The 8,255-nt window shown below is 54.8% G+C and carries 6 protein-coding genes; 1 reads left to right on the forward strand and 5 read right to left on the reverse strand.

Going from position 1 to position 8,255, the window contains the following annotated elements:
* A partial coding sequence (locus RMSM_RS29095) for a polysaccharide biosynthesis tyrosine autokinase (protein ID WP_040770009.1) occupies positions 1-2,502 on the forward strand: 2,502 nt, incomplete at its 5' end.
* 498 nt (positions 2,503-3,000) lie between these two features.
* Here the strand turns inward: RMSM_RS29095 and RMSM_RS29105 are convergent.
* The 5 genes from RMSM_RS29105 to RMSM_RS43085 form a co-directional block, all read right to left on the reverse strand.
* Positions 3,001-4,542, reverse strand: a complete 1,542-nt coding sequence (locus RMSM_RS29105) for a sugar ABC transporter ATP-binding protein (protein ID WP_008705810.1) — start codon at positions 4,540-4,542, stop codon at positions 3,001-3,003.
* A complete protein-coding gene (locus tag RMSM_RS29110; protein WP_008705812.1) occupies positions 4,539-5,504 on the reverse strand; it encodes a sugar ABC transporter substrate-binding protein in 966 nt (321 codons plus the stop codon). The genes RMSM_RS29105 and RMSM_RS29110 overlap by 4 nt, the downstream gene beginning before the upstream one ends.
* Positions 5,505-5,699: 195 nt before the next feature.
* Positions 5,700-6,623 carry a ribokinase gene (gene rbsK, locus RMSM_RS29115; protein WP_008705815.1) on the reverse strand — a complete coding sequence of 308 codons (924 nt, stop codon included), beginning with the start codon at positions 6,621-6,623 and terminating at the stop codon, positions 5,700-5,702.
* On the reverse strand, positions 6,620-7,639 hold the full coding sequence (locus tag RMSM_RS29120) for a LacI family DNA-binding transcriptional regulator (RefSeq protein ID WP_008705817.1): 1,020 nt from the start codon (positions 7,637-7,639) through the stop codon (positions 6,620-6,622). The genes rbsK and RMSM_RS29120 overlap by 4 nt, the downstream gene beginning before the upstream one ends.
* Before the next feature lie 226 nt (positions 7,640-7,865).
* A partial coding sequence (locus tag RMSM_RS43085; RefSeq protein ID WP_236622348.1) for a hypothetical protein occupies positions 7,866-8,255 on the reverse strand: 390 nt, incomplete at its 5' end.

Here is an 8,255-nt window from a genome sequence, read left to right on the forward strand (position 1 = left end):
CAAGCTGCCCGATCCGAGACTCCGGCTCGACGTGTCGCTGCAATGCAGAATCGTCGACCGTCGGCACCCAATATTGACATCGCAAAATTGGCTTGGAGCAACCGATGGCTACTAGTGATCGGTTTGATTGCCGGACTGGCCGGGGGCTACTTTCAATTTGTGCAGTCGCCGGCGATGTTTCGATCGGCGGCGAAAGTTCAAATCATCGAATCGTCGGCAAAGAACTTACCTGTCGAAGGTTTGGAGGGAGCATCGTCGTCTCGCTCGTTTACCGACGAAGCATTGGTGATGCGGAGCGAACATATCTTGAAACAGGCCGCTGAATTGGGCGAGCTTTCGACCACCCCTGAATTTGCGGGTTGGCCCGCCGAAAGTATTGCGGGGATGCTGGCGGGGTCGGAGTCTCTCTTGGTTGGCCCCGCACTTGAAACTGGCAACACAAGTGTCTTTCAAATTCAATATGACAGCACCAGTCGCGAAACCTCACAACGTGTGGTTCAAGCGGTCATCGACGCGTATGCCGCGCATCTGCAGGAACAATATCGCAATATTGGCAAAGAGACGATCAACTTGATCCAATCGGCTCGCGAAGACGTGTTAGAGAAATTGACGCGGATGGAGGAGGATTTCGCGACCTTCAAGAAAGAGTCGGGGTTGATCTATCGGGATGGGGTGACCACAAGCATTCACCGTGATAACGCCGATACGTATCTGAGCCAGCAACAAAATTTAATGATCCAGCGTGCTCAATTGAGCAGCACACTCGAAGCGACCCGTTTGGCTGTCAAAGAAGGTCGGCCCACCGAAGCAGTGTTGATGGCGCTGAGCCAATCTTCGACTGCGACGGATGGCAAGGATCTTCAGCGGCAATTTGCTAGCCAACAGAGCAGTCAAGAGATCGCTCGATTACGCGAGACGGCGCAGCTGACTCAGTCCGAGCGGATGCGTCAAGAGAAGTTGTTGCCGCTACAGCTTGAACGACAAGAATTGGAAGACAGCGTCGGTGCCGATCATCCAGCAATCAACACGATTGATAAACGAATTCGCGTGATCGAAGGAACGATCGAAGACGTCGCTCGATCCGAACAAGAGTTGATGAAGAAGTTGGAAACGGCGTGGGCCAACGCGGACGAACAATTGGGAGTTTCCGGTGACGAGCTGGATCCCGAGGCTCGTTTGAAGGCACGATTAGAGATCGGTGTCTTTGCGCTGAGGCAACGTTTACAATCGCTCGAAGAAGAAGCCAAGATCGTGGGCGAAGCCTACGAGCAAGAGATGGAAGCGGCTAAGAAAGAAAGTGCTGCGGAGATGCGTTCGGCCCAATTTGTTCGCGAGATTGGTCGTCAGCAAGAACTGTATGACCGCATCATGGAACGGCTGGACGAAGTCAATTTGATGAGCGAAGGAGCAGGGTTGAAGGTGTTTCCGCTGGATACCGCAAAGCCGGGGTATCAATTTGCTCCTTCGCTAATCAAGTCGTTGATCATGGGGGGATTCCTGGGTTGTATGTTCGTCGCCGGGATCGCGTTACTACGCGAGATTTCGGATCGGTCGTATCACAGTGCTCGCGAGATTGCCGAACACATTAATTTGCCAGTGATCGGACACGTTTCGTTTATGAAGCCAACGAAGGTTGCCGACGACGATCCCTATGCTTCCTTGGATTCACGGCTCTGTACGGCCAACAATGGCAAAGGGGCCAAGGCGGAAGCATTCCGCTCGATCCGGACGGCGATTTACTTTAGCAATCAAGCGGGTGATAACCATGTGTTACAGATCACCAGTCCGACTCCCGGGGACGGCAAATCGACCATTGCCGCGAATCTAGCGATTTCGATCGCTCAATCGGGACGCCGCGTGCTATTGATTGACGCGGACCTGCGTCGACCTCGCATCCAAAAATTGTTCGGGATGGAATGCGAACGCGGATTGGCGTGGGCGATCGAACAGTATGCCAGTGACGAGGGTGCCTCGGCCGATACTGATTCCGTACTGGACCAAGCAATTCATGAAACCGTGGTCCCCAATCTTTCGGTGATGTTATCCGGCGAACGTCCGAGCAATCCGGCGGAATTATTGTCGTCACGTTCTTTTGATCGATTGCTTGAGAAGCTGCGATCCAAGTATGACATGATTCTAATTGATACGCCGCCGCTCTTGGCGGTTAGCGATCCCAGTAATGTCGTCCCGCGTGCCGACGGCGTGGTGTTGGTGGTTCGACTTCGCAAAAATATCAAACCAGCGGTGGCTCAAGCGACCCGCATGCTGGAAACATTGGAAGCGAATGTACTGGGCGTGGTCGTCAACGGAGTGGGGAGCCGTCAAGCACGTAGTTATGGCAAATCGAGTGCCCGCGAGGGCTCGGAAAACTATGGTCACTCCTACAAATACGGTTACGGATACTCGTACGGGTACACCAACGATGGCGAGTATTCGGAGTACTACGAAGACGACGCTCCCAAATCCAAGTCGAAAGCAAAAGCATCGAGAGCGATGACCTAAGAAGCGAGTATTTCCTGTGCTCGCATCGTCATGCATCTCCCCGTAGCGAAAGTCGCCAAGACTTTTGTGGGATAGACTTCCAGTCTGTCGTCGTGCTGGAGAGGTGGCGCAGGGAGGTTGTCGACAAAAAGATGGGTGGCAAAAAGATAAGAAAAATCAATGTAGCGAAAGTCGCGAAGACTTTTGAAATGTGGGATAGGCTTCCAGCCTGTCATCGCGCTGATAATCCCCAAGGGTCCTCTGCAAGATCCACAGCGTAATGATCGCGGAGCGATCAACGACAATGCCGTTCGATTTAATCGTTTAACAGTCAGCCGAAGGCGTACTCGCGTCCGTTGGCGTACGCCTATCGGCTAACGGTTAAGCGAAGCATTCCAGAGTTAGACTAAATCAACGAGCCGTCAAGAATTTCGATCCATGGCCAGTGCCCTCCCGAAACTCTCGGCGAGTTTCGCTACAAATACTGCTCAGCGTTTGGCCACGGCCCTACTTGGCTGCTCAGTCATTGACGGGTTCGCTGATGCGGTCTTTGTAGCCGCGGAACGATGCTTGCATGATCTTTTCTTCGCTCCATTCGTTTCGATCAAACGAGTCGACCATCCGGCCAGCCGACATGACAGCGATGCGATCACATGTTTCGAACAATTCTTCTAAATCGCTGCTGACCACGACGATCGCTTTGCCTTGGATCGACAACGTTTCAAACAATTGATAGATCCGCTGCCGGGCTCCGGCATCAATACCGCGAGTCGGTTCGTCGAACAAAAAGACGTCGGCGTCGCGAACCAACCATTTTGCCACCGCTACCTTTTGTTGGTTCCCACCGCTCAGCGTGCCGACAAATTGATCAATGGACTCGCAACGTGTCGCCAGCGATTCTCGCATCGCTGTGGCAACTCGGTTCTCTTCGGCCTCGCGAGTCAGACCGACACGCGAAAATCGTCGCCACATACTGCTGAGTGTCGTATTAATGCGAATCGACTGCGTTAGCAGCAGTCCGTCCTGCTTTCGATCTTCGGTGACCATTGCCAACCCTGCCGCAACCGCCTCGCTCGGATGTCGGAATCGTCGCGGTGCGGCTTTGTTTCCTAGCGAATCGGCACCTAGATAGACGTGTCCATCCGTCGCAACATCGGCACCAAAAATCGCTCGCAGCAATTCGGTGCGGCCGGATCCCACCAAACCGGTGATGCCAAGTCGTTCGCCCCGCTGCACGGTGAAACTGACGTCCTGCACGATCCCCGACGTCATCGAATCGACTCGCATTGCCGTTTCGCCAGTCGTGTGGCAAACGTGGTCTCGCTTAGCTGATGATGTCGCTTCGCCGCTCATCAAATCGACCATCGCATCGGTGGTCAGCGACGATGTGGAATGAGTGCCCACCAACGCTCCATCACGTAGCACCGTAACTCGATCGCTCAGTCGTGCGACTTCGTCTAGCCGGTGGCTGATGTAGATGATCGCAACCCCTTCGTCTCGCAACTGTGTCAAGTGACCGAACAGTTGCTCGGATTCGCTGCCCGAGAGCGCCGCGGTCGGTTCGTCCAAGATCAACAGTTTGCACTCGCGTGCCAATGCAGCCGCGATCTCGACCATTTGTTGCCGTCCCACCCCCAGTGACCCGACCAACGCATCGGTCGCCACATCGGCCAACCCAAAGCGATCCAGGATCTGGCTGGCGGTACGATGCAATTTGCGCGAATCGATCGCTCCGAAGCGACGAGGCAACCGAGTCAATAGTAGGTTTTCGGCAACCGACAGCGTCGGAATTAGATTCAATTCCTGTTGTACGATCTCGACCCCATGTCGTTCCGCGACTTGCTTGTTCGATGGATCAAACGCGTGACCACCGAGTGTCATCTCGCCATCGGATCTTGGCACGAGCCCGCTGATGATTTTGCACAGCGTGCTTTTGCCCGCACCGTTGGCGCCCAACAGGGCATGGATTTCGCCCGCCCGCACCTCCAATGACACGTCACGCAATACCGTCACGCTGCCGTAGCGTTTGGTCAGACCGTCGACTTGCAGCAATGAATTCACAGGCTTTCCTTCGTCACCAAATCGACCGGTGTTTCGACATCCGCGGTCGCCGAGTAGGGTTCCTGCAGCTGCTTCAGCGCCGCCTCGATACCGAACACGGCTAACTGATCACCGTGTTGGTCGGCGGTCGCCAGGACTTTGCCCTGTTTGATTGCCTCTTGGATCGCCGTGATATTGTCAAAGCCGACGATCATCACTTCACCGTCGCGGCCGGCACTTTTTACCGCCGCGATTGCCCCCAAGGCCATTGAATCGTTGGCGGCCAAGATCGCCTTGATCTCGGGATGTTCGCTCAGCATTGACGACGCGATCGTGTTCGCCTTGCTCATCTCCCATTCGGCCGTTTGGCTGTCGACAATCTCGAGCCCAGCGTCTTGCATCGCGGCTTGAAAACCTTTTAATCGCTGCTGGGCGTTAAACGAAGTGCGAATGCCCTCCAGGATCGCCACCTTATCTCCCTTTTCCAGTTTTGCCGCTAGATGATCGCCGACTTTTTTGGCTCCCGCCATGTTATCGGGACCAACAAACGGAATCGTGATCTGTTCTTGCTCTAGCACATCGGCGTCCAATCGGTTGTCAATGTTGATCACGACGACGCCCGCTTGGGATGCGCGTCGCAGCGCAGGAACCAATGCTTTGGAATCGGCCGGAGCGATCACGATTGCATCCACACCGCTGGCGACCATCTCTTCGACTAGCGAGACTTGGCGACTAAGGTCACGTTCGTCCTTGATCCCGTTGACGACCAAGTCGTAGTCATCGGAGTGCTCGGCTTGATGCTCGGTCGCCCCATCGGCCATCGTCGAGAAGAATTCATTCGCCAGTGATTTCATGATCAAGGCAACGCGAGGTTTCTCGTTGTCGGTGCCCGCCGCCTGTTGATCCTCCGGCGTGGACGACGACGAGTTGCAACCCACCAACGTGAGCAACGACAGCAGTAAGATGAAATGACGAACGTTCATGGTTCTCTCTTTTAGCGTAATCAGTTAAATCAAAAAAATTGATGAATGGGCTGAGGTAAGTCTTGGTGCAACCAAGACAGGGTTCCATCGCGATTGCCTAAAATGTGCTATTCATAGTTCATGAATGCCTCTCCCCCACTCCCAACTCCCACTCCTCACTCCTTCACTCCCCCACTCCTTCACTCCCCCACTCCTTCACTCGCCCCTTCCCTCAATCATCGAACGCGTTCCCATACTAGGCTGTGCGCCGTGCCGCGATGCCGCGATCGCGCCCGCTGCACTTGCGAATCGCACTGCTTTGGCCAAGTCGTTGGTTTCGGCCCAGCGAACGCCCAAGGCGCCTGCGAACGCATCGCCTGCGGCAGTCGTGTCGACGGCGGTAATTTTGTGAGCCGTGAAATGGTGCAAGGTGTTGTTCGTGTACAGTACCGATCCGCGATCTCCCAGTGTGATCACCACATTTTTGCAGCCACGGCGGTGTAGCTCTTGAGCGGCATTGTTCGCATCTTCGATCGTTTCGACCGGTCGGCCCGTAATCGCAGCCGCCTCGGTCTCGTTGGGGCACACTAGATCGACGTCCAGTAGTTCATCGCTCCAGACTCGTGGTGCGGGCGCGGGGTCAAGGATGGTCCGGACGCCAGCTTGTTTTGCGATCGCAATGGTGGCCAATACCGCATCGAGCGGGATTTCAAGCTGCAGCAGCACCACGTCAGCCGTCTCGATTGCATTACGCTGCGATTCAATGTCTTGCTGCGTGACACGTCCATTGGCTCCTTGAACCAACATGATGGCGTTTTGCCCACTTGCTTCGACCGTCACGACGGCCAGTCCACTGGGGCAATCTTGGGTTTCCGACACACCGTCGCAATCGATGTCATGCAACCGTAAATTGTTTAGCAGAGTGCCGGCGAATGCATCGTCGCCGACTCGACCCACCATTCGCACATCGCTTCCCGCCAACGCAGCGGCGACCGCTTGGTTGGCTCCCTTGCCACCGCTGATCTCGGACGATGAAGATGCCGTGATCGTTTCGCCGGGACGAGCAAATCGGTCACAGCAAACGACTAAATCCATATTGATCGATCCGACCACCGTGATCTGCGGACGTTTCTGGTTCATCGTCCTGCCTCACAGATCGAGTCTCGGTTTACAAGTTGTACATTCATCGAGTGTTTCTTCGTTCGCGGACGCTTGCCGCTTCGTAGTTGTTGGATGATCAATTCGGCTGCCGTTCGTCCTAGGGCCGGAACGTCCTGTGCGATGGTCGTCAGCGGAACATTCATAAAATCGGCGAAAGGAATGTCGTCAAATGTCACGATCGACAAATCATTGGGAACACGCAGCCCCTTTTCCGAAATCACGCGAAGTGCCCCTAATGCGTTCGGCGTGCTGAAAGCGAAAAAGGCAGTGATGTTGGGATGCATGCTCAGTAGTTGTTTGGCCGATTCGTAGCCCGAGTGTTCACTAAAACTGTGGCCAGCGATCATCGATGAGTCCAATTGGAGGTCATGCTTTGCCAATGCATCGCGGAGACCTTCGATCCGCTGATCGTTCGGCAGTGTTCCCGGTAATCCTTGCAAAACGCCGATAGACCGGTGTCCATGCTCGAGTAGTAATTCCGTCGCCCGCTGAGCACCACAGCGATGATCCGAAGTGACTTGGACGAGTTTGCTTTTGGCGAATCCGCGATCGACCAGCACGACCGGCAATCCCGAGGCGTCGATCGCAGTCAGATGCTCATGTTGTCGACCGACGGGGCAGACGACCAGGGCTTCGATTTGCCGGCCGAGCAGTTGTTCGATCAATTTCTCTTCGTTCGCGGTTGTTTCGCGGCTGTCAGCCACGATTACTGAGTAGCCATCATGTTCCGTCGCCAGCGTGACTTCACGAGCGATCGAAGCAAAGAACGGGTTCGACAGGTCCGGCACCACCACTCCGACGAGTCCCGAGCGTTTTAGCCGCAGCGAACGAGCGACCTGGCTAGGGCGAAAGCCAAGTTTGGCTGCCGTCTTCTTGACCGTTTTCTCGGTCGCCTCACTGATCCGGTACTCACGAGCGCGACCGTTCAGCGAGCGTGAAGCGACAGAAACGCTCACCCCCGCTGCATTGGCCACATCTTGCAAAGTCACCGACATCCCGAGTCCCGCCTCAGTTTCATCTTCTAACCGTGGACACGCCGTAATGGACGAGGCAACGAGTCCCCGGTGACTATGTAGTGGACGAGGCCACGAGTCCCCGCAAACAGCGTCTACCAACGCGTCCTCGGCCGCCGCGAATCCCGCAAACCGTCCAATCACTACACGCATGTGCACAAACGATTGTGCCAGCTTACTCGTCGTTCCCACCCCCGTCAACCGTTCTCTATAGAGACATCTCCGCCCTTAGCAAGTGTGGGATAGGCTTCCAGCCTGTCATCGTGTCGGAGATCTGACGTAGTGAAACTGTCGGCAAAAAGATGGGTGGCAAAAAGATAAGAAGTATCAACGTAGCGAAAGTCGCCAAGACTTTTGGTGTGGGATAAGCTTCCAGCTTGTCGTCGTGTCGGAGAGCTGACGTAGGGAAATTGTCGGCAAAAAGATGGGTGACAAAAAGATAAGAAAAAAGTAGCGAAAGTCGCCAAGGCTTTTGGTGTATGTCGCTGATCGCTCCGCGATCAAAGCGTGACCCTGTGTTGAGGCAAAACAAAATAGATCGCTGGTAGGAAAATGGAGGTAGGAAAATAAAGCACACAACCGTAGCGAAAGTCGCCAA

Source organism: Rhodopirellula maiorica SM1 (assembly GCF_000346295.1).
Taxonomy (GTDB): Bacteria; Planctomycetota; Planctomycetia; order Pirellulales; family Pirellulaceae; genus Novipirellula; species Novipirellula maiorica.

What these genes read in the sequence shown, in the direction of transcription:
- RMSM_RS29110 (WP_008705812.1), bottom strand. Translation starts at nt 5,504, where the DNA reads ATGAACGTTCGTCATTTCATCTTACTGCTGTCGTTGCTCACGTTGGTG.
- rbsK (WP_008705815.1), bottom strand. Translation starts at nt 6,623, where the DNA reads ATGAACCAGAAACGTCCGCAGATCACGGTGGTCGGATCGATCAATATG.
- RMSM_RS29120 (WP_008705817.1), bottom strand. Translation starts at nt 7,639, where the DNA reads ATGTCGGTGACTTTGCAAGATGTGGCCAATGCAGCGGGGGTGAGCGTT.